Genomic DNA, 24,303 nt, shown 5'->3' on the forward strand with positions numbered 1-24,303 from the left:
GGTCCGGCACGCGGGCGCCGTGGCTAGCCGACGGGCTGCGCGTAGTGCAGGTCCACGGCCCCGGTGTAGCCGGGCAGCGTGGCCGTGCCGTCCTCGGTGACCTTCCAGCCGAGGCCGTAGACGTTGACGTACACCATGTAGTTCTGGATCGCCGGGGAGTCGGCGAGCGCCTTCTGCAGCCGGTCCGGGTCGCCGACCGCCGTGATCTTGTACGGCGGTGAGTAGACGCGGCCCTGGAGGATCAGGGTGTTGCCCACGCAGCGCACCGCGCTGGTGGAGATCAGCCGCTGGTCCATCACCTTGATCCCGCGGGCGCCGCCGTTCCACAGCGCGTTGACGACGGCCTGGAGGTCCTGCTGGTGGATGACCAGGTAGTCGGGCTGCGGCTCGGGATAGCCGGGGAGCTTGGCGGTCGCGTTCGGCGGGGCGTCGTTCAGGGTGACGCTGACCGCCTTGCCCTTGAGCGGCCGGGTGCCCGCGCTGTCCTCCAGGCCGGAGAGCTTCTCGTCCTGCGCCTTCGTGCCGCCGCCGTCGCTGCGGGCGAGGGACTCGACGTCGCCGCGCAGGGTCGCGTTGGATTCGTCCAGCTCCTTGTTCTTGCGGCTGCGCTCCTGGACCAGGTCGGACAGCTTGAGCAGCGAGGTGTCCGTGCGGATGTTGGTGCCCTTGGCCGTGTCGAAGCTGGTGAAGAAGATCAGCCCGGCGAGCGCGAACACGGCCGCCGTGAGGATCCGCACCGGCGGGAAGCGGCGGGCGCGGTCCCGGTCGGCACCCGGCCCCGGGGAGTCGGCGGAATTGCTCAACGTACCCTTATCTCCTTCGGCACCGCGGAAGCACTACGCTAACGGACGCCCCGGGGGAGCACTCGTCGTCCCCACGCAGTGCCCTTGTACGCTGCCCCGGAGCCAGTCCAGATTCCTGCGCGGCCACGCAGCGCATCGACAGGAGAGACCCTCGTGCCGAAGTCACGTATCCGCAAGAAGGCCGACTACACGCCGCCGCCCGCCAAGCAGGGCACGGTCATCAAGCTGGAGAGCCGCGGCTGGGTGGCCCCGGTGATGCTGGCCATGTTCGTCATCGGCCTGGCCTGGATCGTCGTCTTCTACGTGACCGACGGTTCGCTGCCGATCGACGCGCTGGACAACTGGAACATCGTGGTGGGCTTCGGCTTCATCGCCGCGGGGTTCGGCGTCTCCACGCAGTGGAAGTAGCGGCTGCCGACTCCGCCGGGCCCGGTGGAAGCGCGGTTCGCCGTACGGTGAACACAGCTCTGCCCACGGGTATCCGCTGAGTTATCCACAGGCCGGGCCGAATTTCCACACAACGCCTGGGGAAAAGCCGACGATCTGTGGATAACTCATCAGCCGTTGACGCCGGTACGACTGTCGCACCACTCCGCCGGTAGCGGACTGCCCCCTGCCTGACCTGCACAGACACAGGTGAGCGACAGGGGGCACAGCTGTTCCCGCACACTGTGCACAAGGACGCGCACCCACTGTGGACAACCGTGCGAGAAGGGCGGCACGGCGGGCGACGGGAGCGGGCTCAGGTGAGCTGGGCGGTTCTGACCACGGTCAGCACCACCACGACCGCCAGCACCAGCGCGCAGGCCCCGTACTGCACCAGGTTCCGGTGCTCGCGCGGCGCGTGCACCATGGCGTAGCCGGTGATCACACCGGCGACGAGCCCGCCGATGTGCGCCTGCCAGGCGATGTTCAGCCCCGGGCCGAAGGTGAAGACCAGGTTGATCACCAGCAGGGCGATGACCGGGCGCATGTCGTAGCGGAGCCGGCGCATCAGCACGGCGGTGGCGCCGAAGAGGCCGAAGATCGCACCGGAGGCGCCGACCGAGGGCTGGTTGGGGGCGGCGAGCAGATAGGAGAGCGCGCTGCCGGCCAGTCCGGAGACGAAGTACAGCGACAGATACCGGACGCGGCCGAGGGCCGCCTCCAGCGGGCCGCCGATCCACCACAGGCTCAGCATGTTGAACGCGATGTGCAGATAGCCGCCGTGCAGGAACATCGCGGTCAACAGCCGGTACCACTGCCCCTCGGCGACGCCCTCGACGGCTCCCGACGACGGGATGTACGCATCGCCGACGAGCGAGAACCGGTCGGTGAAGGAGTCGCCCAGCGCGAGCTGGACCAGGTAGAAGGCCAGGTTGAGCCCGATCAGCACCTTGGTGAACAGCCGCGGATCGGCGCTCACCGTGCCCCCGGCCACCGTGCGCGGCCGGGACGCGGCGGGTGTGTGCCCGGTCCCCGACCCGCTGCGGACGCAGTCCGGGCACTGGAACCCCACGGAGGCGCTGACCATGCACTCCGGGCAGATCGGCCGCTCGCAGCGGGTGCAGCGGATGCCGGTCTCGCGGTCCGGGTGCCGGTAGCAGGTGGGCACGCCCTGGCCGACCTGCGGGCTGCCTGGTGCCTGGTCCATCGGGTCCCCTCACGTTCGTCACGGACGGTGCACGGCTCAGTACGGCTCACCGCGGGCAACGCACCGCCCCGCTCATCCTTACGGACGAGCGGGGCGTTTGGTTCCCTCGGGGCGCGGTGCCGGGAGTGGTCCCCGGCTCAGGCGTCGCGGGTCTCGACGACGACCGACTCGATGACGACGTCCTTGACGGGACGGTCGTTGCGCGGGTTGGTCTGCGTACCCACGATGGCGTCGACGACCTTCTTGCTGGCGTCGTCGGCGACCTCACCGAAGATGGTGTGCTTGCGGGTCAGCCATGCCGTCGGGGCGACGGTGATGAAGAACTGCGAGCCGTTGGTGCCCGGACCGGCGTTGGCCATGGCCAGCAGGTAGGGGCGGTCGAAGGCGAGGTCCGGGTGGAACTCGTCCTTGAACTGGTAGCCGGGGCCACCGGTGCCGTTGCCCAGCGGGTCGCCGCCCTGGATCATGAAACCGCTGATCACCCGGTGGAAGACCGTGCCGTCGTACAGCCGGTCCGTGGTCTTCTCGCCGGTGGCGGGGTGCGTCCACTCGCGCTCACCGTTGGCGAGTTCCACGAAGTTGCGGACCGTCTCGGGGGCATGGTTCGGCAGGAGCCGCACCTGGATGTCGCCGTTGTTGGTCTTCAGGGTGGCGTAGAGCTGCTCAGCCACGATCTGCCTTCCGTTGTCTTCCTGTGACTCCCCGATCCTCGCACGGCGCGCGCCCCGCGTCGCCCGGCGGCCGCTTCCGGGCACCGATCCGCCGGAACCGGTTGCGGGTTCCGGGACGGCTCGCTCCGGTCCAGGGGGCGCGCGTCGCTCCGGTCCAGGGGGCGCGCATGACCCGGATGCGCGTCCTCGCATGCCTTCGGGGCCGTTCGCAGGCATGATCCGTAAAAGGGTGGAAAGTCGAATGACCGTACGCCACCGAGGAGGAGGAACCCGTGACCCGCATCGACAGCGTGCGCGCCGCCACCGGCTCGGCGAGGGACAGCGTGCTGCACGCCGCGGACGTGGTGGCGCCCTACGCCGACACGGCCAGGGACAGGGCCGCGCACTACGCGCACGAGGCACGCGTACGGCTCGCGCCGAAGGTGTCGCTCGCCGCCGACCAGGCCCGCGTCCAGTACGGCGCCTACGTCGCACCCCGGCTGGAGCAGGCGCGCACCCAGGCCATGACCCATGTCCCGCCGAAGCTGGACCAGGCCGCCCAGGAGGCCGCCGAGCGGACCCGCAGGGCCGCCCGCCAGGCCGCCGAGTACTCCAGGCCGCGGATCGAGCAGGCGAGGGCCGCCGCGGCACCGGTCGCGGACGAGGCCGCCGCGCGCGGGGCCGCCGCGCTGGCCGCGCTGCGCGGCCAGGTCCCGGCCCGGAAGATCCAGAAGCTGGCCCGCCGGCAGAGCTGCCGGGCGCGCGCCGGGCGCGTCGCGAAGGTGTTCGTGATCGCCGGCGTCGTCGCGGGCGGCGCCTTCGCCGCCTGGAAGTGGTGGGACCGGCAGGCCAACCCGGACTGGCTGGTGGAGCCGCCCGCCCCGACCGAGGTCCCCGAGACCGGTCGGCTGTCCTCGGTGGACGGCAGCGGCCAAAGCGTGCTGGACCCCGAGGTCCGCGCGAAGGAGGCCGAGGAGGAGAAGGACCGCGACGAGTAGGACCGCGACGAGCAGGGACGCGACGAGCAGGGTCTTCCGGCCGGTACGAACCGGACGGTCCTCCCTGGTCAGGGCAGGCCGTTGACGCTTCGGCCGGAGAGCCATCCGGCCGGGCGGGGCGGGGTCGCGGGATCGGGGAGATCCGGGCGGAAACGTTCCTGGATGCAAAGGGCCGGTGTACGCCGGTCCCGGTCCAGGAGCCGGGCGGTGCTGGGCGGCGGCCGGGTGGCCGCCGCCGTCGGCGTCCCGGCGGGCGAGGCCGCGGCCCGGCAGAAGACGTGGACGGCCGGTCGCCGCGACGGCCGCTCTCCGGGGCTCCCGGGTGGTCTTGGGGAGCGCGGCGGTCCGGGGACGGCGGCCGACCGCGCCGAGGCCCGGATCGGCCGGCACCGTGATCCTGGCGGTCGTCACGGTCGCCGCAGCGCGCTCACGGCCCGCTGGAACCGCTCGGGCAGCGTGCCGTGCGGGTCGGTGCGGGGACCGGTCACGAAGGAGACGGTCACCGTCGTCCCGCAGGTGGCGACACCGCTGCTCAGACCGCCGCCCAGCGGCCGCAGCACCAGTGGTGCCACCGCCGCGGCCGTCCCGCCCGGACAGGCGAGCGTGTCCGGGATCAGGCCCAGGTTGCTCGCCACCAGGTTGACGGACCGCGCCCCCATCGACGCGCTGAACAGCCCGCGGGTCCATGGCGAGGGCAGGAGGCGGCCCGCGCGCAGCACCAGTTCGCTCCCCTCCCGGCGGCGGGCCCGGCTGACCGTCCGGGCGGCCCGGTGGACGCCGCGCAGGCACTCCCCCGGGTCCTCGGCTCCGGTCGGCAGCCGGAACCGCGCGGGGCCGATGGAGTTCCCCGCCACCGCCGGGGAGGCGGACGGCGTCAGGGCCATCGGCACCGTCGCCACGACGGCGGGCGGCACCGGCTGCCCGTGGGCGGCGAGATGGTCGCGCAGCGCCAGGGTGAGGGCGGCGAGATACACCACGTTGACGGTCGTACCGGATGTCTTCGCGATGTCCCGGAAGACCTCCAGCGGCACGTGGGTCCAGCCGACGGCGCACGGCCAGGCGGCCGGGGCACGCAGGAGGGGCAACCGGGGCGCGGTACGGACGAGGTCGGTGGCCAGGGAGGCCGTCCCGCGCAGCGCGTACGCGGCCGTCCTGGCGGGGCCCGGCCGCGCGGTGGCGGTCCGGCCGGGCGGGGGCGGCGGCGCGACGGCCGGGCCGTCGCCCAGGAGACCGCGCAGGACGGCCATCGCGCCCAGCCCGTCGAGGAGGGCGTGATGGTGCCGCAGCAGCAGCGCGAAGTCCGCGTCCGCGCCCCCCGGTCCGGCGGCGCCGTGCAGCAGTTCCAGTGACCACGGCGGGGCGTCGGGGGACGGGCGCGGCCGGGTCATCGTCCTCCCGGCCAGGTCCGCGAGCGTCTCCTGTCCGCCGCCCCGCGTCTCACCGACGTGTGCGCCGAGGTCACGCGCGCTGTCGTGGTGCCAGCGGGGGCGCCGCAGCGAAGGACCGGTCCGGTCGGGGCGCAACCGGAGCGCGGGAACGCACTCGGCGCGCTCGCGGACGTGCTCCGCGAGCGCGGGCAGCGGCGGGGGCGTGCCCTTCATCAGGACGAGGATCCCGGTCTCCACCGCCCCCGGGGAGTGGTGCCGTCCCAGCGCGAGGAAGGCGGCGTCGAGCACGCCCACACGGGGCGGCGGAACGGGCGGGCGCGGCTCGTCCGGCGCGGGGGTCGTCCGGCCCGCTGGACTTCGGCGGCTGTACGGCATGACAGGCAGGATGTGCCGTCCGGCCCGGCCCCGGGGCGGAAGGACCGGCCCGCTGCCCGAAGGAGTGAAACCGGCGCCGCGGGGGTGCGCCGCGCTGACGTGCCCGCGTACGCGTACGCGTCACAACGGTGGACGCGCCCGCGTACGCGTCACGAGGGACACGGGCCCGGAGGCGGGCCCGGAGGCTCGGTGTCCCGTAGCCGGTTGCGCCGGAGCTTGCCGCTGCCGGTGACGGGCAGGTCGTCGCGGAAGACGACGGACCGCGGCACCTTGTAGTCCGCCAGGTGCGCGCGGCAGTGCCGCAGCAGCGCCCCGGCGTCGGCGGGGCGTCCCGGCGCCGGGACCACATAGGCCCGGGGGACCTCGCCCAGGTCGTGGTGCGCGACGCCGACGACGGCCGCGGAGAGGACGGCCGGATGCCGGGCGAGCACGTTCTCCACCTCGGTGGGGAAGATGTTGTGACCACCGCTGTTGATCAGGTCCTTGCAGCGGTCCAGCACGCGGAAGCAGCCCTCAGCGTCCCGCTCGGCCACGTCCCCGGTGTGCAGCCACCCGTCCGCGTCGGCGAGCGGGACGACCCCGGCGGACCGGTCGTAGCAGCCAGGGCTGACCTCCGGCCCGCGGACCAGGATCTCGCCCGTCTCCCGCTCCCCCTCGGTCTCACCGGTCCCGTCGGCCTGCCCGGCCCCCGCGGCCCCGGGCGGTCGTCCCGCGACGCTCGCGAGGGGGCGCAGGGCGAACTCGTGGCCGCGTACCGGATAGCCCGCCCAGCCGTCCCGCCCGGCGCGGCCAGGGTCGAACGCGAGTCCGGGTCCGGCCAGTTCGGTCATCCCCCACGACTCGGTCAGCGGCGCGCCGGTGCGCTCGTACCAGGCGCGGGACAGTCCCTCGGGGAGCGCCTGTCCGGACGAGAGGCACCGCACGTGCCCCAGCGCACCGGACGGGACATGGGCGAGCATGCGGGCGTACATCGTCGGCACGGCCTCGACGGCGGTCGCGCGGTGCCGGACGATCAGCCGGGCCAGTCCGGCGGGGCGGAAGCGGCCGGCCAGCACGAGGGTGGCGCCCGCCAGGAACGTGCTGGCGGCCACCAGGTGCCCGTACGTGTGGGCCAGCGGCAGGGCCGTGGCCACCACGTCGTCCGCCCGGCGCTGCCGGGCCCAGTACGCGACGGCGCCGTGGACGGCCCGTTCCGTCTGGACGACCGCCCGGGGCGTGCCCGTGGTGCCCGACGTGTGGGCCAGCGCGTAGGTGCCGACGGGCGGCCGGACCCCGTCGTCCCCGCGCGGCCGCGCCCGTGCCGGGCCGTCGAGGTCCCCGGTGTGCCGGAGGACGACGGCGGGGCCCGTCACCGAGGCGAGGGCCGTGGTCTCGGCGGCGGTGAGCAGGCTGTTGGCGGGCGCGAGCACGGCTCCGCACTTGAGGACCGCCAGCAGCGCCACCGCCCAGGCCCAGCCATTGGGCAGGGCGAGCGAGACGACCGTGCCGGGACCGGCGCCGGCACGCAGGAGCGCGTCCCGGACACGGTCGGACTCCCGGTCGAGCGCGCGATAGGAGAGCACCCGTTCGTACGTGACCAGCGCGGGGCGCTCGCCACCGGCGCGGACGGCGGCGAACAGAGCGGTCCGGAAGGGCAGTTCGTCACAGAACACGGCGACATGGTACTCATCCGCCTTTATGCGCAGGGCTGATGGGATCTTCCGCGCGCGTACTGCCCCAACACCGCTCGCCCTCTTGCGCGTTATGCCGAGTGGCCCTGCCGTACAACGACTCCCGACGCGCCGCCGTCACGCCGCGCCCGCGCACCGGGAGCCGCCGTACCGGGCCCCTCGACCGCGACCGCCACCTCCCAGGAAGACCACGTATGACGCCTCCCCCACCCACGCTCCGCGTCCGCGATGTGCACAAGTCCTACGGCGCCCGCGGCGTCCTGCGCGGGGTCGACCTCGAACTGCCGCCGGGCCTGCTGGCCGGCGTCGTCGGCGAGAACGGCTCCGGCAAGTCCACCCTGCTGCGCATCCTCGCCGGCCGCCTCACCGCCGACCGGGGCAGCGTCGAGCACCGGGGCGGCCTGGGCTACTGCCCCCAGCACACCGTGCTCAACCCCGCCTTCACCGTCGACCAGCACCTGCGGTTCTTCCAGGTCGCCTACGACCTGCCGGATCTGAGGCGGGCCCACGAGCTGCTGGAGATCCTCCGCTTCTCCGGCCACCGCCGCCACCGGGTGACCACCCTCAGCGGCGGCACCCGGCAGAAGCTCAACCTCACCCTGGCCCTCATGCACGACCCGCCGCTGCTCCTGCTCGACGAGCCCTACCAGGGCTTCGACTGGGACACCTACGAGAGCTTCTGGGACCTCGCGGCGAGCCTGCGCGCCCGGGGCCGCTCGATCCTGGTCATCTCCCACATCGCCTTCGACACCGACCGCTTCGACCAGGTGTGGCGGCTGGACGGCGGGCGCCTGGGCCGGAGCACCGGACACCCCGCAGCGGCGGTGAGCTGAGATGCGGCGCGCCTGGACCCGTTACTCCACCGCCGCCGGATACGCCGTCGTCGAACACCTGCGCAACCGGCTGGCCCTGGCGCTGGTGGTGTTCTTCATCCCCCTGTGGATCACGCTGGTCGTCCTCGTGATCACCGACGCCGACGTGCCGTTCTTCGTGCGGGCCACCCACCAGACCATCACCGTCGACGGCAACGACGCCAGCAAGCTCTCCGGCGCGCTCAACGCCGTCACGCTGATCGTCGGCTTCATGATGTTCATCGTCACCTACCGGTCCGCCGACTTCGACCACCGGCTGGCCGGCGCCGGGTACCCCCGCACCCATCTCCTCGCGGCCAAACTCACCTCGCTGGTCGCCGTGTCCGCGCTCATCTGCGCCTACGCCGTCACGGTCATCTGCTGGTACTGGACGCCCCGCCAGCCCGGGGTGCTCTGGCTCGCCGTCTTCGGAGCGGCCCTGGCCTTCGGCGGCATCGGCGTCATGCTCGGCGCGCTGCTGCGCGGCGAACTGGAAGGCATGTTCCTCATCATCATGCTCAGCATCATCGACACGGGGCTCCAGAACCCCGTCTCCAACCCGGACTCCGGCAGCGCCGTCGTCCGCTTCCTGCCCTGCTACGGCCCCATGCAGGCGAGCATCACCGCCGGTTTCCTGCACACCGTGCCCGCCACTCATCTGCTGCTGGGCCCGCTGTGGTTCCTGGGCAGCGTCGCCGTCGCGGGCCTCGCCTTCCGGCTGCGCACCCACGACCGCAGACACCGCATCCCGTTCCTGCACCGCGTCCACCGCGTCGCGGACGGGGGCGCCTCATGACGGACACGACCTCCGCACGGCCGCGTACGGCCCCGGGCACGGGCGACGGACCAGCGGCCGCCGAGCCCGTACGCGTCCCGGCCCCCGCCCCTGCCCCCGCCCCCTCTTCTGCCCCGGCCGGCGGGGCCGAGGAGCGGGCGGACGCGGCGGCCGGACTGCGCGCGCACATCGACGCCCTGTATCCGGCGCGGCCCGGGGAGGCGGAGCTACGGGAGATCTCCGCACTGCCGGACGACTGCGCGCTGCCGCCCGGGACGGCTGTCCGGCTCGACGACGCCCTGGTGCGGCCGGTGCGCCGGCTGATCGAGCGAGGCGGGCGCCGCTGGCGGCCCCGCCTCGCCACGGCCGCGGTCGAGGCCCTGGGCGGCGACCCGGCGGGCTTCGGCCCGCTGCTGGCCGCCGCGGAGATCCTCCACACCGGTTCGCTGATCGTCGACGACGTCCAGGACGGAGCCGTACGGCGCCGGGGCGCACCGGCGGTCCACGTCGAGTTCGGCCTCGCCGCGGCCGTCAACGCGGGGACGGCCGCCTACTTCTCCCTGGACCGGGTGGTGCCGCACCTGTCCCGCGACCCGCTGACCCAGGTGGCCATGTACCGGTCGTTCATGGCGGCGCTCCGCGCGGCCCACGCGGGCCAGGGCCTGGACATCGCCGGTCACCGGGAGGTGATGGACGCGGCGGCCGCGACCGGCGACGCGCGGCCGGTGCTCGAAGCGGTGCGCCTGACCCACCGCCTCAAGTCCGGGGCCCCGGTGCGCTGCCTGATGGAGCTGGTCGCCCACACACGCGGGACGGACGACGCGCCGCGCCGGGCCCTCGTCCGGTACGGCGAAGCGGTCGGCACCGCCTACCAGATCACCGACGACGTCCAGGACCTCACCGGAGTGGTCCGCGACGGCGCCCCGACCAAGCTGATCGGCGAGGACCTGCACAACGGCAAGGTCACCATGCCCCTGGCCCACGCCGTCGCCCTGCTCCCGCGCGCCGAGCTGACCGCGCTGTGGCAGAGCGTACGGACCCCCGGAGCTGACCCCGGGACCGTACGGGAGGCGATCACCGCCCTCGTCTCCTGCGGCGCCCTGCGCGCGGCCCGCGAGGAGGCCGACCACCTGGTGGAACGGGCCTGGACCGCCCTGTCCCCCCATCTGCCCCCGTCCGAGGCCGCCACCCGCCTGCACACCCTCGGCCGCGCGACCGTACGCCGCAGCCGCCTCGCCTGAGGTCTGAGGGTTGAGGTCTGAGGGTTGAGGGTCGAGGGCACAAGGAGGCACGAAAACACCCCCTCTGATCGCGTTCCCGCACATCAGAGGGGGTGGAAGAAGTGGAGCCTAGGGGAGTCGAACCCCTGACATCTGCCATGCAAAGACACATGGCCTACCCGGTGAGGATCAGTGAGTTTCAGTGAGCCCCAGTGAGTGCAGGTCAGCGACACGACACCCGCCCCCGAATGAGCTTCAGTGAGCTTCGATGAGGACCAGTGAGGGGGTTTCGTGGACTCGATGTGGACTCCACGCCCGTCGGACTCACGAGACGGCCCGCAGGTGACGCGGCCCATCCCCCGTCTCAAGCGCCGCCCGCAGCCGGTCCGCAGCCCCCTCACTGCCGTGCGTGTACAACCATGTGACCCGGCCGCCGCGCTCCTGCCCCAGCATGAGCTGCACGTCCTTCTCGCTCACCCCGGCCGCGTGCAGGCGGCTCGCCAGGGCATGCCGGTAGTCGTGGAAGCGCGGCCAGTACTCCTTGCGGCCCGTCTCCGGGCTCTTGATGAGCCGCGCCAATCCCACTTCCTTGATCGCCGGGATCCAGATCCGCCGGCGGAAGTTGTTGCCCCGCAGCACACCCGCGCGCTCCACCTTCTCCCCCCGCAGCGGCCGGACCTCGCCGGCCTGCGGCCCGCGGAAGATCAGCTCCTCGGGGCACAGCCCGTCCTCCACATCGGTGACGGCCCGGGACGCTGGCAGGCGCTCCAGCATCAGCCGGGCGGCCTCCACGGCGGACGCGGTGAGCGGGACTGTGCGGTACCCGGCGACCGTCTTGGGCATCCGCTGGCGGACGACAGTGCCGCGGTCGTCCACGATGATGTGCCGCACCTCCGCCGTCCCGTCCTCCAGGTCGAGGTAGCAGGCACGCAGGCCGACGATCTCCCCCCACCGCATGCCCGTCTCGTGCGCGAAGTCCACGACTGGCCGGTACCACGCGGGGATGGCCTCGCGGATCTCGGCGTACTGCGCCTCGGTCGGGGGGCGCAGCTCGTCAGGGTGCCGGGCGGGCGCCGTCGCGGTGACCTGGACCGCGTCGAGCGGGTTCTTCGCGATCCGCTCGTCCACGACCGCATCCCGCATCAGCGACCGGAGGAGGCCGTGCACCTTGACCTGCGTCGCGTGGCCCTTGACCTCCGTCCGCATCCAGGACTGCACCTCGGCGGCCCGGATGGAGGCGAGCTTGCGCCGGCCCCACTTCGGTTCGATGTGGGCGGTCCACAGGGACAGCTTGCGGTTGCGGGTGGTCGGGCGGGCTGGTTCGTGTCCGGGCCACCACTCCTTCCACCAGGCGGCGAGGGTGATCTCGCCGCGCTTCGGATCGAGGTAGGTCCCGGCCCGGACCGCATCGCGGACCTTATCGAGGAAGGCGTCTGCCTCCTTCTTCTTCGAGAAGTTCTTTGCCTTCTGGGTGCCGTTGGCGTCCCGGTAGCGTGCCTGCCAGCTGCCGATGCAGTCCCGGCGCCGCGCGCGGTCGCCGTGCTGCTCGGGCGGGTACTCCTCCATGCACTTCGGGCACCCGCAGCTCTTCTGCCGTAGCTGTCGGGGGTTGTTCGAGGCGCTACGCCCCATGCTTCACCACCTGCTCATTGCTCCTTCGCTGGAGAGGGATGCGGGGGGTCAGATCGACCGGAGCCCCGCACCAACAGACTGCACCCAACTCGGGCTGGGCCACGGCGAGTTCGCCGAGAATGGCTCGGACGAGCGTGACGGTGCGTGCGGGCGAGAGGCCGCGAGGGACGGTGATGGAGCGGGCCTCGGCGTCGAAGGACGGCGCCACGTCGGGCGGGACGAACTGGACTCGTACGCACATGCGCACCCCCGGGATCGCAGGTGGGATGGACCTGTTGCCGACGGGGGAGGAGGAGCGTCGGTCCGACCGAAGGTACCCCGCTGCGGGGAAAATATCGATGCCTGTTGAACAAGTTGTCGATCGAATCTCACGGACAGTTACAGCCCATTTGGCGGAGACTCACGAGCAGGGCAGAAGGTTGTACGCCCTACTGGCCGGTGCGGTTGGCCTCGCCGAGCGCGCGCATCTCGATCTCCTTCGCGCGCTGCTGCTCCTGGGTGAGGCCCCGCCACAGCTCGAGGACGCGGGCTTCGGACTCGGCGCTGAGCGGGCCGGGCGTCTCGCGGCCGGCGGCGGCGAAGATCTCGGCCTCGGTGAACTTCGGGAAAGCACCGGCGAGGGCGCGCAGCTTCTCGCGGTTGGGGCCGCGGCCGGTGCCGCGTTTGCGGTGTACCCAGGCGTTGACGGTGGCGGGGGCGACGCCGATGCGGCGCGCGATCTCGCTCTCGCTGACCCCGTAGGTGTCCTTCAGCCGGGCGAGAAGCTGCGCCAGATCTTCGGTGCGCTCCTGGTCTGTCACGTGCTAAGCATGCGTGTTGATCTTCTACTTTCGCAAGTGAAAGTAGAAGCGTGGCGCGATGTGTGCGCGGCGCGCGACCTCCCCGGCACGCTCCGTCGCATCTGCCGTGTGCATCCACGGTAGAACAGTCATTCGATTACCGCCACCGCGACACGCCCTCACTGAAACTCACGACCACTCACTTGACCTCACTGACACTGACACAGTAGAAATGTGTCAACGGCACCGCAGGGTGCCGGGCAGGACCCCGAACCGCGAGGCACACATGACCGACCTGATCCGCAAGGGCGACGGCCAGCCACTCCGAGACGCCATGAAGCGCCACGGCGTGACCCAGGCCGAACTCGCCGCCCGCACCCGGGCGGTCGACGCCCGCGGACAGGGAGTGAGCATCGCGACGGTCATCAAGGTCACCGGCCGCGGCAAGACGGCGGCCGAGAAGTGCCGGCTCCGCACGGCATGGCTGATCGCCACGGCGCTGGAGGAGCCCTTGCAGCAGCACTTCGACATGCCCTCAGTTTCTACTGACACAGTGGAAAGGTGAACCCCCATGGCGACTCAGACCCTCGCTGAGCGCTCCCAGACGCTCGCCCCCACCGGGCTCTCCCCGCTCCTGACGACCGCGCAGCTGATGGCGCTGTACGGCGTCAGCAACTGGACGGTGAACGAGTGGGTGAAGCGCGGGTGCCCGGTCGAGCCGACGGCCTTCCGTGGGCGCCGGTTCAACCCGGCCTCGGTGCGGGACTGGATGGCCGCCGAGGCCGCCGGGGACGCGTTGGACGCCGCCACCGAGGCGGCCTTGGACGCCGCCGTCGAGGCAGCGGGTTCCGACCCGGCCGCACCACCGGCCCCGGAGTTCGTCCCCGCCCGGCGGCGTCGCTCCGCCTGACCTACCCCCTGAACGCGCCGAAGGGCCGCCCGCTTGCAGGCCCGGCGACCCCCCAGACCGGCGCACCCCTCCAACAAGGAAGAGAGGCCACCAGTGGCCACATCATTGCAGACCAGCAGCAGGGTTCTCCCGCTGCACCAGTCGCCGCAGGCGGCGCCGACGACCGTGCCCGGGGTGTTCCGGGTGGCGGCTCGGCTGCTCGCCTCGAACGGCCTGTACCAGGGCGACTTCGTCCCGGACAGCTTCGACCGGGAGATGTGCATCCCGCACTTCCTGCGGCCGATGTCGATCGTGGCGGCGCTGCGGACGGCGACGACCGGCGACCCGCACCGCACCTCCCTGCTGTCGGACCAGGCGATCGCCGAGCTGGCGCTGCGCCTGGAGGTCGACGGCGAGGGCCCGCTGTTCGGCGGGATCTTCGACCTGGAGGCGCACGTGGACGCGTGGGGCGACGTGGAGTCGCGGACCACGGAGTCGGCGGTGGCGATGCTGGAGCGCGCGGCGGAGATGGCGGTGGCCGCATGAGCGACTCGATCCTCGTCCGTATCACCCGGGACAACTACGACTTCGCTCACCCGCGCGAGCAGCAGACGCAGGTGTACGTACAGATCCCTGAGGTGGCGCGCGCGTCATGGCTCTTGCCCGCTGAGCGGTACCACGGCTTGAAGGACCGGCCCTGGCCCGAGGTGCTCGACGTGGCGCACGAGCACTACGAGAGGGGCTGGGTCGTCGCGGACTCGGGGGCGACTGCGGCCCGTGCTCGGGTGCGGGCGTGGCTGCTGGAGGATCCGAACCGGGACGAGGTGCAGGCCGCGTGGGAGGAAGACCAGGCGCGGCGGCATCCGGTGGCGGCGAAGCTGCTGCGGGAGACCGAGCGGCTGCGGGCTCAGGTTGCCAGACTGATGGCCGAGCGCGCGGACCGGCATGACGATGTGGCTGCTGCGGTCGGGTACACGGGCATGGAGTGGTCGGACCTGGTCGGCGTCGCGGCTTCCAACACGACGTCGCTCGTCCAGGCCGAGCGGGACGTGCGGGCGCTCCGGGCTCAGGTCGCCGAGTTGGAGACGCAGCGCAAGGCGCTGGCGGCCCGGCTCCGCGCTGGCCAGGAGTGGAAGCCCGACCGGACCCCGGCGCTGGTGACGCAGGACTACGTCTCGCAGGACGAACTCCGCACCATCTTCGGCATCCCGTTGGTCGCCCCTTGGGATGAGGACCCGCACGACTCGCCGCTGTACCACCCCTACCGCGTCGGCCACGACCTGCCGCAGACGGGTGATGCCTCGTGAGCATCCTCGAATGGCTGCTGTGGGTGGCCCTGGCCTGGTCGGTGTTCTTCCTCTACGCGATCTTCGACGCGCCCGCGCTGGTGATCCGCTGGAAGCGAGGCCGCCGATGAGCACCACCGACGACTTCGTGTTCTCCACGCTGATCGCCCACCACCCGGACCCGGCGGCCGCAAGCCGTGCGCTCGCGATGGCCGAGGCTGCCGTGCTGCGGCGGGCCGCCGACGCGATCAACGCGCTGCCGCAGGACTACGAGCGCGACCCCGGGCGGGGCGACGCTGCCGAGCGCCTGCGCCGCACGGCGGACGGGATCGAGGGGAAGAGCAGCCGCCCGGCGGCCGACGCCACCCCCGACCTCACCCCGCGGCAGGCCCGCCTCCTCGACGCCATCCGCACCTACGGCGGCCAGTGGAACACCTGCCGCGTCCTGGCCCTGTACGCGCTGACCGACCCGAACGTCGTGCACCGCGGCACCGGCCGCCGGGACCTGGCCGCCCTGCACCGGGCCGGGCACCTGGTCCTGGTCGACGAGCCCGGCAACCGCCACTACATCCTCAGCACCCGGAAGGACGGCCGCTCATGACCGGCCCCGAGCACTACCGCGAGGCCGAGCGCCTCATCAAGGGACTCACGGCTGACACCGGCGCCGTGTACGTCGAAGACGGCAACGAGCAGATCATCGCGCTCGCGCAGGTGCACGCCACGCTCGCCCTCGCCGCGGCCACCGCCATGGGCGCGCCCGTCGACGGCGAGGCCGACAGCGGCCTCCCGCCCCGGGACTGCAAGGCCTGGTACGACGCCGCTGGCGTCAAGCCGCAGCCGAAGGGCGGAGCCGCCTGATGACGACCCTGATCGAACGCATCATGCACCGGGCCCAGCGCACTGATGGCTGCTGGCTCTGGACCGGTGCGCTGGACCGCTACGGCTACGGACAGATCAGCATCGACAACCACCGGGAGAAGGCACACCGAGCGGCGTACGAGGCGCTGGTGGGCCCCATCCCTGAGGGGCTGGTCATCGACCACCTGTGCAGGGTCCGGAACTGTGTGAACCCCGATCACATGGAGGCGGTCACGCTCGCCGAAAACACCCGGCGCGGCATCCCCTCCAATTCGCTGAAGACGCACTGCCCGCAGGGACACCCGTATGACGACGCCAACACCTACACGGGCGCTGGCCGCCGTGACTGTCGGGCCTGCCGTCGAGCGGCGACCCGGCGGTACGAGATGAAGAAGCGAGCGGCCCGATGACCAATGCGACCGTGCAGGCCGGGGCGGTCGCCCCGGCCGCCGGCCCGGACCCCATCACCGAGCCCGGCATCTACGACATGGACAACGAGACGTACCACTCCCACCGGTACGCCCTCTCCTCGTCCGGCGCCCGCAGGCTGATCGAGGCCAGCCCGGCGCACTTCCGCTACGAGCAGGACCACCCGCAGCCGGTGAAGAAGGTGTGGGACATCGGCAACGCCGCCCACAAGCTCGTCCTCGGCAACGGACCCGAGCTGCGCCTGGTCGACTACGAGCGGTGGGACACCAAGGTTGCCAAGGCCGAGGTCGCCGAGGCCCGCGCCGAGGGCGCCGTCCCGCTGAAGCGCGCCGAGTGGGACCAGGTCCACGAGATGGCGGACGCCCTGCGTCGGCACCCGATCGCCTCGCTGCTGTTCGACCCCGAGCACGGCACCCCCGAGCGGTCCCTGTTCTGGCGGGACGCGCCGACCGGCGTCATGCGCCGCGCCCGCCTGGACTGGCTGCCCAACCCGCGCACCGGCCGCCTGATCATCCCCGACTACAAGACGTGCGTCTCCGCGAAGCCCGAGAAGCTCGAACGCGTCATCGAGGACCTGGGCTACCACCAGCAGGACGACACCTACCGGTCCGCCTGCCACGCCCTCGGCATCGCCGACGCGGACGCCGCCTTCGTCTTCGTCTGCCAGGAGAAGACCGCCCCGTACGTGATCACCGTGATCGAGGTGAACGCGATCGCCCGGCGGATCGGCGCCGCCCGCAACCGGCGCGCCCTGGAGACCTTCGCCCACTGCACCGCCACCGGCTACTGGCCCGGCTACAGCGACGACGTCGTGCCCGTCGCCCTGCCCGGCTGGGCTGAGACTCGCGACTCCCTGGAGTACTTGTGAACCCCGTAGCAGAGCAGCAGTTCGCGGTCCCGGCCGCGCCGGCCCCGTCGTTCATCGGGCAGGGCACCGCGGTGGAGCAGTCCCGCGCGGTCGCCGAGGTGCAGGCCGCGGTGATCGTGGCCCGTCAGTTCCCCCGGAACGAGGCGCAGGCCATCGCGAAGATGCGCACCGGCTTCGCTCAGCACAGCCTCGCCGTCCGCTCCTTCTTCCGGTTCAGCCGCGGCGGGTCCAACGTGTCCGGCGAGACCATCCAGTTCGCGAAGGAGCTGGCCCGCTGCTGGACGAACGTGCACTACGGCGTCCACGAACTGCGCCGCGACGACGCGGCCGGCGAGTCCGAGATGCAGGCGTGGGCGTGGGACCTGGAGACCAACGAGCGCGCCAGCACGACGTTCATCGTCCCGCACTCTCGGTGGACGAAGACGAACGGGTCGACGCGCCTGGAGGACCCCCGGGACGTCTACGAGAACAACTCGAACAACGGCGCCCGCCGCCTGCGAGAGATGATCTTCAGTGTGCTCCCGGACTGGTTCCGCGAGCAGGCCAAGACGATCGCCACGAACACCCTGGAGAAGGGGCAGGGGGACAAGCCCCTCGCGCAGCGCGTCGCCGACTGCATCGCCCACTTCGAGGGCCTCGGCGTCACCATCGAGCAGCTGGAGGAGAACCGGTCCGGCCGCCCGTCTGGCCGGTGGACGAACCTCGACCTCGGCCAGCTCCAGATCATCGCCGAGTCCATCCGCCGCGGCGAGGTCACGGTGGAGGAGGAGTTCCCGCAGCAGCGGGTCACCGTCGCCGAGATCACCCGCCAGCACCAGGAGCAGGAGCCCGCCGGACAGCCGACCCCGGCTGCGGAGCAGGAGCCCGCGCAGGGCTCGGCACAGTGGCCGGCCGCCCGCCAGCCCGGGACGGGGGCGGCGTCGTGATCGAGTGGAACTTGGCGCTCGGTGCGGCCGTCCTCATGGCCTCGCTCGCCGTCGGCGCCGTCCTGTCCCGGCTCCTCTTCACGCCGTCCGGGGCGCACCGCGCGGCCCCGGCCGCCGAGGAGACCACCCCGCTCGTCGAGATGTTCCGCCCGCACGAGGCGTCCGTGATCGACGCCGGGTGGTGCCCGGCGGAGCAGGCTGAGCGGCTGCACGCCTACTACCGGTCCGGGCGCCGCTGCTGGACCTGCCGCCACTTCACCCCCGCGGACGGTGCCCGATGAGCGCCCCGACCCTGTTCGACCCGGAGCGTCCGGCCGCCACCACGGCGGCCGGGCCCCGGCCCGGACCCTTCGTCATCGCCCTCCCCACCGGCATGGACCTGATCAACGCCAACCAGCGCATCCACGAGAAGGCCCGCGCCCGGCTGACGAAGAAGATCCGCGCCGCCGCGATGGAAGCGGTCAGCGAGTGCCCGTCGCTCATGGACGCGCTGGACGCCGCCAAGCCGGGCCCCCTGTTCCAGCGGGCGCACATCCTTGGCGTGCTGCACCCGTCATCGGCGGGCCGCCGCCGGGACCCGGCCAACTGGTACGGGAGCTTCAAGGCGGCCGTGGACGGGCTGGTCGATGCTGGCCTGGTCGATGACGACGACCACCTGCACGTCGTCGGCCCGGACATGCGCCTCGGAGAGAAGCGGCGCGGCGGGCAGATCGTCCTCGTCGTCCGCGGCCTCGCCCCCGACGAAGACCCGCTCGGGTACGGGGTGGTGAGCCGATGAACGGCACCCGTATCGGCGGCCAGCGCGAGCACCTGTACGCCTCCACCACCGACACGTACGACGAGGCTGCGGACCTCGACCTGATAGCCATCGAACACGCCCTCAACGGCGAACCGGTGCACCTCAGCACAGGCGAACGCCTCCACGCCGCACGGCTACTGGACGAGCGCGGCATGGACGTGGCTGCTATCGCATACCGCCTCGGGACCAGCGCTGCCACCGTCCGCGGCTGGAAGGCCAACGGGTGGAAGCCGGGCCGAGCAGCACCGAGGCAGCAGCGCCCCGAGCCCCAGTGCGGAGAACCCCGGATGTACCGGCGGCACCTGGCCCGGGGCGAGAGCTGCGACGTCTGCCGGGCGGCGAACGCGGCGGCTGACCGCCGGTACCGGCTGACCGGCTCGCAGAAGGCCAAGCCGTGACGGCCCGCCGGCGGCGCCGTGCCCCGCCCGTAGAGCCGGACTACGTGCCGGGGACGCTCCTCGACTGGCGCGACTCCTCGCACTGGTCCGACCGGCCCCTGCCGTGCCGGTACTGCGGTTCCCCCGCGTACACCCGCGACTCCCGGATGAAGCCCGCGCACAAGGTCTGCGCCGAGGAGGCGCTTGCCACCCAGGCCGCCGAAGCCCAAGCGGCCTACCACCAGGAAGGAACCTGATGCCCAAGCTCAGCCCCGCCGACGTCCCCGAGGTCAAGCTAGACAGCGCCGCCGCGCTCCTCGAGGCCAAGCGCGCCATGTACCGCGGCCGCCAGATCGACGGCACGTTCGACGAGGTCGGCAAGGGCCCCATCAGCCCGTCCGCCGACCTCGCGGACCTGACCGCGTCGAAGCCGTCCGAGGGCGACCTGAAGGCGTACAAGGCACGCCGGGAGCAGGCCCGCCGCGACGAGTACGTCCGCTGACCCCACCGCCCGGGACGGCCCCACCGCGCGCCGTCCCGGGCCCCGGCCCCGGCCACCCTGCGTGAGAAGAGAACGAGTTGAGCAGCGAAGAGCAGGCCCCCGCCGGCAGCGTCCCCAACGCCTACGGGAACGCGCTCGCCTGGAAGTGGGTACCCGGCATGCCGGCCGCGCTGAAGCGCGCGCACCTGCACACGCTGCTCTACGCCCTCCGCTCCATGGCGTCCGCGTCCGGCGAACTGCGGTTCGCCGACCGCAAGCCCATGCGCATCAAGGACATCGCACGCGCGGCTGGCTGCGACGAGAAGGACTGCCGCGACCGCCTGGAAGCGGCGATACGGGCCGGTGTCGTCCGGGTCGCCGGGGAGCGCCGACGGGGCCGCTCAGCTCTGTACGTCATCCTCCCCTCCCCGTTCCCGGACTGGGCCGCGGCGGTCGCCTACCTCGAGGGCGCGAAGGCGTCTCGGGAGGAGGCGCGGCAGCGGCGGGAGGCCGGACGGCGGGCGGCTCCGTGGTCCGAGGAGAACGGGGGGCGGTCCCCCGAACTGGATGAGACGGAGAACGGGGGACCGCCCCCCGGACTTACCGGCGGTAACGAAACCGGAGAACGGGGGACCGCCCCCCGAATGAGAACGGGGGACCGCCCCCCGAACGGTTCGGGGGACCGCCCCCCGAACAACCCAGGGGGGTTCCCATGGGGTTCCCAAGACGGGGCTGAGGCAGTTCCTCAACCTCAGGTAGTTGGGCCCCCCGCTGATCAAGCCGGATCCCACGAACACCACCACGACGACACCCCCAGCGACGACCCCGCCACCTGGTCCCGCTGCACCGTCTGCCGCCGCCCGATCCTCCCCGACCCCCGACGCCCCGACCGCAGCGTCCATGCCCGCTGCGAACACCGCCTCGCCGCCACGCACGGAAGGCACAGCGCATGACCATCGCCGCCCTCCGCCGCCTCCTTGACGAGATCGACAGCCAAGGCGGCCCCGACGCCGCCCGCCACAACCACCTCCACCTCCCCGACGCAGGAGCAGCCACCGCCATGACTACCGCGCCCACCATCCGCCCAATGCCGCCCACCATCGACGTCCAGCTGAAGACCACCGCCTCGAACCCCGAGCTTCCCGTCGGCAAACTCCTCGCCTGGGGCGACCAGCACACCGACCCCGACGTCCAAGACCAAGCCGCCCGCGCCCGCATCGCCCTCACCGGCCTGCGCCAGCGGTACTCCGCAGACCGCGAACTCACCGCCCTCACCGCAGAGCGGGAGCAGCTGGAAAAGCGCCTCGCCGAACTCCACGCCCGTGAGGCCGAGCTGGCGCCCGCCAAGACCAAGGCCAAACGCAAGCGAGGCTCGTACACCCGCGACTACGACACCCGCGAAGTCCGCGCCTGGGCCAACGAAAACGGCATCGACTGCCCCCGCGTCGGCCAGATTCCCAAGCGCGTCCTCGACGCCTGGCGTACCGCCACCCAGCCCAACCCCACCGCCTGACCAGCCCGGCCAACCGCCCCAAGACCAACCCCCGGGGAGCACGCCTTGACCACCCTCGCCACCCTCACCGCCCAAACCCCCGGCCTCCCCTGCCGCCTCGACCCCGAACTCTGGTTCAGCACCAACCCCACCAAACGCCACGGCGCCGCCCGCCAGTGCCACACCTGCCCCCTGCTGCTCGCCTGCCAGCAGTACGCCCTCGCCAACGGGGAGCAGCACGGCGTGTGGGGCGGCGTCGACTTCGGGTCCCGCGCGGCCGGCTGCGGCACGGACCGCGGCTACCGGGCGCACCGCACGCGTGGTGAGCAGCCGTGCCCGGTGTGCCAGGGCGCGCACGACGAGGCGGTGGACGCCGACCGGCGTCGGCGGCTGGCCGAGGCGCACGCGGTGGGGGGGACGGTCCGCGGCTACTGGATGCACCGGCGTCTCGGGGAGGAGGCGTGCCGGCCGTGTAAGCGGGCGGTGGCTCTTCAGTCGGCGGTGCGGCGGGAGCGGGAGCGTGCGGCCGTTGGGGGGCCTGTGGCGGCTCTGGGCGGGCGGAGGGCCGCTGAGGGCGTGCCGGGCCGTCCTGGGCGCGTACAGCCTGCTTCCCGGGCCGCCTGAACGATCACCCACCACCACCGAACGGAGACGACCATGACCGACCAGACCCCGATCACCCCTGGGTGCCAGCCACAGGACTGCTGTGGCGATCCGTCGGCCCACCTGCCCGCCGTGGGGCAGCCGTCCGTGGACCGTGCCGCGCTCCGTCAGCGCATCGCCGAGGCGCTGCGCGAGCACTACCTGTCCACCAACCGCGACGAGGCCGACGCCGACAGGAACATGCCCTGCCGGTGCGGCGATTGGCGCGAGCCCGGCGCGGAGGCGGACGACGAGAACGACTGGGACACGCACCTCGCCGACGCAGTGTTGGCCGTGCTGCCCGAGCCTGCCGACCGGGCCGCCGAGATCCGGGCCGCTGCCTTCCGTGACGCCGCGAACGGTGCGCACCTGAACGTCCATTCATCAGCGGCCGAGGGCGTGCGCCGCTGGCTGCTCGCGCTTGCCGACGGCGAGCTGCGCCGTCTGGCCGACGAGACGCAGCCGGGCGGGGTGGAGTGTACGTGCGCGAACTCCGGCGCCTGCTTCGCCCCGGCTGGACACTACGCCGACTGCCCCGCCGCCGGGGCGCGGCAGGACGGGGCGCAGCCGTCATGAGCGTCCGCATCACCCTGCACTGCAACACCGTGTGGCGTGCGTCCGCCTGCGCCAGCTGGCTCATGACCGACGCCGAGACCCGCCACGAAGCGCGCGCGGCCGGGAGAGCCCGCGGCTGGCGGACCACCGCGAACGGCGACTACTGCCCGGCCTGCTCCGGCCACGGCCCCCAGCCCGCCACCGCCGTGGTCGCCGTCATCCACCCCACTGCCCCAGGAAGGACACCCCGATGAACCGCCCAACCGCCCGCACGCCGTACGACCACGCTCTCTGGCTGGTCAACAGCGTGGACCAGGGCATCAACGGCGTGGTCACCCTGCCCGACGGCCGCCCCCGCGACGTCGATGGCCCGACCGCCGTCGGCATCCTCACGGTCCGCTCCAACCTCGCCATCGCCTCGGCGCTCGTGGCCGTGGCCGAGGCACTGCGAGGCGAGCACCGGTGAACCGTCTGCCCTCCGCCGCGCAGGCCGCCGAGGAAGCGCGCGCCGAGCTGGAGCAGGCGCAGGCCGCCATCGAGCGCGTGCGCGCCGCCGCCGACGAACTGGCCGATGGCACCGAGGCCGGGTGCCGCGCGGCCCTCGCGGTGCGCGACGCCCTCGACGGCACCGAGCAGCCCACCACCACGAAGGAGTGACCATGCCCGACCAACCCACCGCCTACTTCGTCCAGTCCCGCCCCCACCCCGGCGCACCCTGGCAGCGCGCCACCGGCGTCAACGTGTCGTGGGCCGACAAGCGCCTGGCACTGAGCAGGCTCGCCGACCGCCGCCGCATGCAGCCATCCTGGGAGCACCGGCTGATGGAGCGGGCCACCACGGTCACCGAGCAGCCCGCTACGGAGGACTGACCGCCTAAGACCGGCGAACGCCAGCTAAGACCACCGCGCGTACCTACCGTCGTAACACCACTACCCAGGAGGCACCGCCCATGGCCGACACCCAGCAGACCCCGAACGCCGACCACTACGACGAGTGCCCGGTCCACACCGGCGGCGGACCCGCCTGCCGGTGCGACGCGATCACTGCCGAGGACGACGCGTACTACGCCGAGCCCGCCAACATGGCCGTGCTGGAGTCCGGCGGCGGCGTCCCGATCTGGTAGACGCAGGCCAGACGCCCCGTCACCCCGCCCGACAACGGCCGGTGACGGGGCGTCGGCACTCCCTCAGAACAGAGCCGACCGCGCAGACACCACCTCGAGCGACACCCCATACGCCACGAACCCGGCATGGCTCAGACAGGCGAACGAGTCCTGCTGCACGTCCTCGCTCTCCACCTCACCCAGCTCGCCGTCATCGAGGACCATGGCCCCCCGCCGCTGATACTCCACGCGGAACACCAGCACCGCCGGGCCGCCGCAGTGCGCACACCCATCCGGCCCCGCCGGATCAGCCAGCCGCACCCGCGCCCACGGGACATCCACCGGCTCCTCATCAGCTGTCGTCATGCCGACACCGTAGGAGCAACCCCGGCGCACAGGCAGAGCGCACAGGGGCACACTCAGTCCCGGCCCTTCCAGATCCGCCACGCCCGCGACCGATCCGTCCCGATCAACCGGCCGATCTCCGGGAAGTCCAGACCCTGACGGTGCAGCGCGTCCACCGCCTGCTGACGGATCTCCGTCGCCAACGACCTCTCCGCCGGCCACTCCCGCAGCACCATGCCCGCCGCCCGCGCCCGCACCCCGGCGTCCGGGATCGCCTCCAGCCGGCGCAGCGCCGCGCGTACCGCCGCCAGCACCTCGTCCGCCGCCGCGCGCGCCTCGTCGCTCTCATCCGCCACGCCAGTCACCTCCCCGCGCGAGCGTAGGTCTGCACACACCGCCCCGTGTCGGGTACGCTCCACCGTGTCGGCTACCCGACACCGCGTCACGACGGGCCCAACACCCCGACGACGCCCCACAACA

36 protein-coding genes are annotated in these 24,303 nt (G+C 72.6%); 27 read left to right on the plus strand and 9 right to left on the minus strand.

What is annotated here, in order from left to right; all coding sequences use genetic code 11:
• Nucleotides 1–23 precede the first annotated feature (23 nt).
• Entirely contained in the window at nt 24–803 is a 780-nt protein-coding gene (locus R4Z62_RS16225) for a DUF881 domain-containing protein (RefSeq protein ID WP_064534113.1), read from the minus strand.
• A gap of 153 nt (nt 804–956) precedes the next feature.
• Between R4Z62_RS16225 and crgA the strand changes: the two genes are divergently transcribed.
• Nucleotides 957–1,211, plus strand: coding sequence for a cell division protein CrgA (gene crgA / locus R4Z62_RS16230; RefSeq protein ID WP_018569173.1), 255 nt, complete (start codon nt 957–959; stop codon nt 1,209–1,211).
• A gap of 334 nt (nt 1,212–1,545) precedes the next feature.
• On the opposite strand, the gene R4Z62_RS16235 is transcribed toward crgA, so the two are convergent.
• Together R4Z62_RS16235 and R4Z62_RS16240 are read right to left on the minus strand one after the other, a co-directional pair.
• Nucleotides 1,546–2,436, minus strand: a complete 891-nt coding sequence (locus R4Z62_RS16235; protein WP_385490578.1) for a rhomboid family intramembrane serine protease — start codon at nt 2,434–2,436, stop codon at nt 1,546–1,548.
• Between the two features lie 137 nt (nt 2,437–2,573).
• On the minus strand, nt 2,574–3,107 hold the full coding sequence (locus R4Z62_RS16240; protein WP_018569175.1) for a peptidylprolyl isomerase: 534 nt from the start codon (nt 3,105–3,107) through the stop codon (nt 2,574–2,576).
• A 272-nt stretch (nt 3,108–3,379) separates the two neighbouring features.
• Between R4Z62_RS16240 and R4Z62_RS16245 the strand changes: the two genes are divergently transcribed.
• Complete coding sequence (locus R4Z62_RS16245) at nt 3,380–4,084, plus strand: DUF5324 family protein (RefSeq protein WP_064534109.1); 705 nt, start codon at nt 3,380–3,382, stop codon at nt 4,082–4,084.
• 407 nt (nt 4,085–4,491) lie between these two features.
• Here R4Z62_RS16245 and R4Z62_RS16250 read toward each other — a convergent pair whose 3' ends face one another.
• A complete protein-coding gene (locus R4Z62_RS16250; protein ID WP_491520139.1) occupies nt 4,492–5,760 on the minus strand; it encodes a wax ester/triacylglycerol synthase domain-containing protein in 1,269 nt (422 codons plus the stop codon).
• Between the two features lie 236 nt (nt 5,761–5,996).
• The gene (locus tag R4Z62_RS16255; RefSeq protein WP_491520140.1) at nt 5,997–7,499 is read right to left on the minus strand and encodes a class I adenylate-forming enzyme family protein; all 1,503 of its coding nucleotides are present in this window, start codon (nt 7,497–7,499) and stop codon (nt 5,997–5,999) included.
• Between the two features lie 212 nt (nt 7,500–7,711).
• Between R4Z62_RS16255 and R4Z62_RS16260 the strand changes: the two genes are divergently transcribed.
• The 3 genes from R4Z62_RS16260 to R4Z62_RS16270 are packed head-to-tail and all read left to right on the plus strand — an operon-like array spanning nt 7,712 to nt 10,384.
• Nucleotides 7,712–8,350 carry an ATP-binding cassette domain-containing protein gene (locus R4Z62_RS16260; RefSeq protein WP_355476619.1) on the plus strand — a complete coding sequence of 213 codons (639 nt, stop codon included), beginning with the start codon at nt 7,712–7,714 and terminating at the stop codon, nt 8,348–8,350.
• Between the two features lies 1 nt (nt 8,351).
• Nucleotides 8,352–9,164, plus strand: coding sequence for an ABC transporter permease (locus R4Z62_RS16265; RefSeq protein WP_491520141.1), 813 nt, complete (start codon nt 8,352–8,354; stop codon nt 9,162–9,164).
• Nucleotides 9,161–10,384 (plus strand): polyprenyl synthetase family protein, encoded by a 1,224-nt coding sequence (locus R4Z62_RS16270; protein ID WP_491520142.1) that lies wholly within the window; start codon nt 9,161–9,163, stop codon nt 10,382–10,384. The genes R4Z62_RS16265 and R4Z62_RS16270 overlap by 4 nt, the downstream gene beginning before the upstream one ends.
• Nucleotides 10,385–10,687: 303 nt before the next feature.
• On the opposite strand, the gene R4Z62_RS16275 is transcribed toward R4Z62_RS16270, so the two are convergent.
• Together R4Z62_RS16275 and R4Z62_RS16280 are read right to left on the minus strand one after the other, a co-directional pair.
• Nucleotides 10,688–11,929, minus strand: coding sequence for a tyrosine-type recombinase/integrase (locus R4Z62_RS16275; protein ID WP_491520143.1), 1,242 nt, complete (start codon nt 11,927–11,929; stop codon nt 10,688–10,690).
• A 494-nt stretch (nt 11,930–12,423) separates the two neighbouring features.
• Nucleotides 12,424–12,795 carry a helix-turn-helix domain-containing protein gene (locus tag R4Z62_RS16280; RefSeq protein WP_491520144.1) on the minus strand — a complete coding sequence of 124 codons (372 nt, stop codon included), beginning with the start codon at nt 12,793–12,795 and terminating at the stop codon, nt 12,424–12,426.
• Nucleotides 12,796–13,060: 265 nt separating this feature from the next.
• On the opposite strand from R4Z62_RS16280, the gene R4Z62_RS16285 reads away from it, so the two are divergent.
• From R4Z62_RS16285 to R4Z62_RS16390, 22 genes are all read left to right on the plus strand, one after another.
• On the plus strand, nt 13,061–13,339 hold the full coding sequence (locus R4Z62_RS16285; RefSeq protein WP_491520145.1) for an XRE family transcriptional regulator: 279 nt from the start codon (nt 13,061–13,063) through the stop codon (nt 13,337–13,339).
• A gap of 6 nt (nt 13,340–13,345) precedes the next feature.
• Entirely contained in the window at nt 13,346–13,684 is a 339-nt protein-coding gene (locus tag R4Z62_RS16290; protein ID WP_491520146.1) for a hypothetical protein, read from the plus strand.
• A gap of 93 nt (nt 13,685–13,777) precedes the next feature.
• Complete coding sequence (locus R4Z62_RS16295) at nt 13,778–14,209, plus strand: DUF6197 family protein (protein ID WP_491520147.1); 432 nt, start codon at nt 13,778–13,780, stop codon at nt 14,207–14,209.
• Nucleotides 14,206–14,970, plus strand: a complete 765-nt coding sequence (locus tag R4Z62_RS16300; RefSeq protein ID WP_491520148.1) for a hypothetical protein — start codon at nt 14,206–14,208, stop codon at nt 14,968–14,970. The genes R4Z62_RS16295 and R4Z62_RS16300 overlap by 4 nt, the downstream gene beginning before the upstream one ends.
• Before the next feature lie 106 nt (nt 14,971–15,076).
• Complete coding sequence (locus R4Z62_RS16305) at nt 15,077–15,550, plus strand: hypothetical protein (protein WP_491520149.1); 474 nt, start codon at nt 15,077–15,079, stop codon at nt 15,548–15,550.
• Nucleotides 15,547–15,807 carry a hypothetical protein gene (locus tag R4Z62_RS16310; protein ID WP_491520150.1) on the plus strand — a complete coding sequence of 87 codons (261 nt, stop codon included), beginning with the start codon at nt 15,547–15,549 and terminating at the stop codon, nt 15,805–15,807. Before R4Z62_RS16305 ends, R4Z62_RS16310 begins: the two co-directional genes overlap by 4 nt.
• Nucleotides 15,807–16,217 (plus strand): HNH endonuclease signature motif containing protein, encoded by a 411-nt coding sequence (locus R4Z62_RS16315; RefSeq protein ID WP_491520151.1) that lies wholly within the window; start codon nt 15,807–15,809, stop codon nt 16,215–16,217. Before R4Z62_RS16310 ends, R4Z62_RS16315 begins: the two co-directional genes overlap by 1 nt.
• Complete coding sequence (locus R4Z62_RS16320; protein WP_491520152.1) at nt 16,214–17,104, plus strand: PD-(D/E)XK nuclease-like domain-containing protein; 891 nt, start codon at nt 16,214–16,216, stop codon at nt 17,102–17,104. The genes R4Z62_RS16315 and R4Z62_RS16320 overlap by 4 nt, the downstream gene beginning before the upstream one ends.
• Complete coding sequence (locus R4Z62_RS16325) at nt 17,101–18,030, plus strand: hypothetical protein (protein ID WP_491520153.1); 930 nt, start codon at nt 17,101–17,103, stop codon at nt 18,028–18,030. Before R4Z62_RS16320 ends, R4Z62_RS16325 begins: the two co-directional genes overlap by 4 nt.
• Nucleotides 18,027–18,311 (plus strand): hypothetical protein, encoded by a 285-nt coding sequence (locus tag R4Z62_RS16330; protein WP_491520154.1) that lies wholly within the window; start codon nt 18,027–18,029, stop codon nt 18,309–18,311. Before R4Z62_RS16325 ends, R4Z62_RS16330 begins: the two co-directional genes overlap by 4 nt.
• Complete coding sequence (locus R4Z62_RS16335; protein WP_491520155.1) at nt 18,308–18,808, plus strand: hypothetical protein; 501 nt, start codon at nt 18,308–18,310, stop codon at nt 18,806–18,808. Before R4Z62_RS16330 ends, R4Z62_RS16335 begins: the two co-directional genes overlap by 4 nt.
• The gene (locus R4Z62_RS16340) at nt 18,805–19,227 is read left to right on the plus strand and encodes a hypothetical protein (RefSeq protein WP_491520156.1); all 423 of its coding nucleotides are present in this window, start codon (nt 18,805–18,807) and stop codon (nt 19,225–19,227) included. The genes R4Z62_RS16335 and R4Z62_RS16340 overlap by 4 nt, the downstream gene beginning before the upstream one ends.
• Nucleotides 19,228–19,271: 44 nt before the next feature.
• Nucleotides 19,272–19,463, plus strand: a complete 192-nt coding sequence (locus tag R4Z62_RS16345; RefSeq protein ID WP_491520157.1) for a hypothetical protein — start codon at nt 19,272–19,274, stop codon at nt 19,461–19,463.
• The gene (locus tag R4Z62_RS16350) at nt 19,463–19,708 is read left to right on the plus strand and encodes a hypothetical protein (protein WP_491520158.1); all 246 of its coding nucleotides are present in this window, start codon (nt 19,463–19,465) and stop codon (nt 19,706–19,708) included. The genes R4Z62_RS16345 and R4Z62_RS16350 overlap by 1 nt, the downstream gene beginning before the upstream one ends.
• A 1,039-nt stretch (nt 19,709–20,747) precedes the next feature.
• Complete coding sequence (locus tag R4Z62_RS16355) at nt 20,748–21,200, plus strand: Lsr2 family DNA-binding protein (protein ID WP_491520159.1); 453 nt, start codon at nt 20,748–20,750, stop codon at nt 21,198–21,200.
• Between the two features lie 45 nt (nt 21,201–21,245).
• The gene (locus R4Z62_RS16360; RefSeq protein WP_491520160.1) at nt 21,246–21,803 is read left to right on the plus strand and encodes a WhiB family transcriptional regulator; all 558 of its coding nucleotides are present in this window, start codon (nt 21,246–21,248) and stop codon (nt 21,801–21,803) included.
• Between the two features lie 33 nt (nt 21,804–21,836).
• The gene (locus tag R4Z62_RS16365; RefSeq protein WP_491520161.1) at nt 21,837–22,397 is read left to right on the plus strand and encodes a hypothetical protein; all 561 of its coding nucleotides are present in this window, start codon (nt 21,837–21,839) and stop codon (nt 22,395–22,397) included.
• Nucleotides 22,394–22,630, plus strand: a complete 237-nt coding sequence (locus tag R4Z62_RS16370; RefSeq protein WP_491520162.1) for a hypothetical protein — start codon at nt 22,394–22,396, stop codon at nt 22,628–22,630. The genes R4Z62_RS16365 and R4Z62_RS16370 overlap by 4 nt, the downstream gene beginning before the upstream one ends.
• Nucleotides 22,627–22,842, plus strand: a complete 216-nt coding sequence (locus R4Z62_RS16375; protein WP_491520163.1) for a hypothetical protein — start codon at nt 22,627–22,629, stop codon at nt 22,840–22,842. Before R4Z62_RS16370 ends, R4Z62_RS16375 begins: the two co-directional genes overlap by 4 nt.
• Nucleotides 22,839–23,033, plus strand: a complete 195-nt coding sequence (locus R4Z62_RS16380) for a hypothetical protein (protein WP_491520164.1) — start codon at nt 22,839–22,841, stop codon at nt 23,031–23,033. The genes R4Z62_RS16375 and R4Z62_RS16380 overlap by 4 nt, the downstream gene beginning before the upstream one ends.
• Before the next feature lie 2 nt (nt 23,034–23,035).
• Nucleotides 23,036–23,245: a hypothetical protein gene (locus R4Z62_RS16385; protein WP_491520165.1), complete on the plus strand. Its 210-nt coding sequence runs from the start codon at nt 23,036–23,038 to the stop codon at nt 23,243–23,245.
• Nucleotides 23,246–23,325: 80 nt separating this feature from the next.
• Nucleotides 23,326–23,499 carry a hypothetical protein gene (locus R4Z62_RS16390; RefSeq protein WP_491520166.1) on the plus strand — a complete coding sequence of 58 codons (174 nt, stop codon included), beginning with the start codon at nt 23,326–23,328 and terminating at the stop codon, nt 23,497–23,499.
• Between the two features lie 63 nt (nt 23,500–23,562).
• Here R4Z62_RS16390 and R4Z62_RS16395 read toward each other — a convergent pair whose 3' ends face one another.
• A complete protein-coding gene (locus R4Z62_RS16395; RefSeq protein WP_491520167.1) occupies nt 23,563–23,844 on the minus strand; it encodes a hypothetical protein in 282 nt (93 codons plus the stop codon).
• A 53-nt stretch (nt 23,845–23,897) separates the two neighbouring features.
• Nucleotides 23,898–24,179 carry a hypothetical protein gene (locus tag R4Z62_RS16400; RefSeq protein ID WP_491520168.1) on the minus strand — a complete coding sequence of 94 codons (282 nt, stop codon included), beginning with the start codon at nt 24,177–24,179 and terminating at the stop codon, nt 23,898–23,900.
• Between the last annotated feature and the right edge of the window lie 124 nt (nt 24,180–24,303).

This window comes from Streptomyces sp. PL-25 (genome assembly GCF_058344915.1).

Excerpts from the sequence above, each read along its gene's own strand:
- R4Z62_RS16235 (WP_385490578.1), bottom strand. The coding sequence starts at position 2,436 with ATGGACCAGGCACCAGGCAGCCCGCAGGTCGGCCAGGGCGTGCCCACC.
- R4Z62_RS16260 (WP_355476619.1), top strand. The coding sequence starts at position 7,712 with ATGACGCCTCCCCCACCCACGCTCCGCGTCCGCGATGTGCACAAGTCC.
- R4Z62_RS16265 (WP_491520141.1), top strand. The coding sequence starts at position 8,352 with ATGCGGCGCGCCTGGACCCGTTACTCCACCGCCGCCGGATACGCCGTC.
- R4Z62_RS16270 (WP_491520142.1), top strand. The coding sequence starts at position 9,161 with ATGACGGACACGACCTCCGCACGGCCGCGTACGGCCCCGGGCACGGGC.
- R4Z62_RS16275 (WP_491520143.1), bottom strand. The coding sequence starts at position 11,929 with ATGGAGGAGTACCCGCCCGAGCAGCACGGCGACCGCGCGCGGCGCCGG.
- R4Z62_RS16285 (WP_491520145.1), top strand. The coding sequence starts at position 13,061 with ATGACCGACCTGATCCGCAAGGGCGACGGCCAGCCACTCCGAGACGCC.
- R4Z62_RS16290 (WP_491520146.1), top strand. The coding sequence starts at position 13,346 with ATGGCGACTCAGACCCTCGCTGAGCGCTCCCAGACGCTCGCCCCCACC.
- R4Z62_RS16300 (WP_491520148.1), top strand. The coding sequence starts at position 14,206 with ATGAGCGACTCGATCCTCGTCCGTATCACCCGGGACAACTACGACTTC.
- R4Z62_RS16305 (WP_491520149.1), top strand. The coding sequence starts at position 15,077 with ATGAGCACCACCGACGACTTCGTGTTCTCCACGCTGATCGCCCACCAC.
- R4Z62_RS16310 (WP_491520150.1), top strand. The coding sequence starts at position 15,547 with ATGACCGGCCCCGAGCACTACCGCGAGGCCGAGCGCCTCATCAAGGGA.
- R4Z62_RS16315 (WP_491520151.1), top strand. The coding sequence starts at position 15,807 with ATGACGACCCTGATCGAACGCATCATGCACCGGGCCCAGCGCACTGAT.
- R4Z62_RS16320 (WP_491520152.1), top strand. The coding sequence starts at position 16,214 with ATGACCAATGCGACCGTGCAGGCCGGGGCGGTCGCCCCGGCCGCCGGC.
- R4Z62_RS16335 (WP_491520155.1), top strand. The coding sequence starts at position 18,308 with ATGAGCGCCCCGACCCTGTTCGACCCGGAGCGTCCGGCCGCCACCACG.
- R4Z62_RS16340 (WP_491520156.1), top strand. The coding sequence starts at position 18,805 with ATGAACGGCACCCGTATCGGCGGCCAGCGCGAGCACCTGTACGCCTCC.
- R4Z62_RS16350 (WP_491520158.1), top strand. The coding sequence starts at position 19,463 with ATGCCCAAGCTCAGCCCCGCCGACGTCCCCGAGGTCAAGCTAGACAGC.
- R4Z62_RS16355 (WP_491520159.1), top strand. The coding sequence starts at position 20,748 with ATGACTACCGCGCCCACCATCCGCCCAATGCCGCCCACCATCGACGTC.
- R4Z62_RS16365 (WP_491520161.1), top strand. The coding sequence starts at position 21,837 with ATGACCGACCAGACCCCGATCACCCCTGGGTGCCAGCCACAGGACTGC.
- R4Z62_RS16370 (WP_491520162.1), top strand. The coding sequence starts at position 22,394 with ATGAGCGTCCGCATCACCCTGCACTGCAACACCGTGTGGCGTGCGTCC.
- R4Z62_RS16375 (WP_491520163.1), top strand. The coding sequence starts at position 22,627 with ATGAACCGCCCAACCGCCCGCACGCCGTACGACCACGCTCTCTGGCTG.
- R4Z62_RS16385 (WP_491520165.1), top strand. The coding sequence starts at position 23,036 with ATGCCCGACCAACCCACCGCCTACTTCGTCCAGTCCCGCCCCCACCCC.
- R4Z62_RS16390 (WP_491520166.1), top strand. The coding sequence starts at position 23,326 with ATGGCCGACACCCAGCAGACCCCGAACGCCGACCACTACGACGAGTGC.
- R4Z62_RS16395 (WP_491520167.1), bottom strand. The coding sequence starts at position 23,844 with ATGACGACAGCTGATGAGGAGCCGGTGGATGTCCCGTGGGCGCGGGTG.